Origin of the sequence: Vibrio sp. 10N.222.55.B11, from assembly GCF_041473705.1 — a bacterium.
GTDB classification, from domain to species: Bacteria; Pseudomonadota; Gammaproteobacteria; order Enterobacterales; family Vibrionaceae; genus Vibrio; species Vibrio crassostreae_C.
This window is the reverse complement of sequence record NZ_JBFRST010000184.1, coordinates 1-269: the sequence shown is the minus strand read 5'-3', so window position 1 is coordinate 269 and position 269 is coordinate 1. Positions and strand designations below refer to the sequence as shown.

Sequence of the window (269 nt, the reverse complement as noted above, 5' to 3'; positions counted from 1 at the left end):
TGGCGCATGCTGCGCTTTTGGGTTTTGAACCAACGAGTGAAGTGCTCGCAGAACTGAGTGTAAGCGTAAGCTTGTTCTTGATATTGCTCATGGTATTCCTGCCACAACAACATCTTTGTCATACCTTTACGTCTGAGTTCGACTGCGTATTGAGTGAAGTCTGGCATGACTTTATCGCGACTGGCTTTCTTGCCGTGATACAGCGCTTGCGTGAGATCAGCATCGCTGCAACTTTCGGGTAGAGGCCAACCAAGTTGGCTTTGTTTAAA

The 269-nt window shown here is 47.6% G+C and carries 1 pseudogene; it reads right to left on the bottom strand.

The features are described 5' to 3' along the window. Positions 1-269, bottom strand: a pseudogene (locus AB4503_RS25650) (IS21 family transposase); the annotation flags it as partial.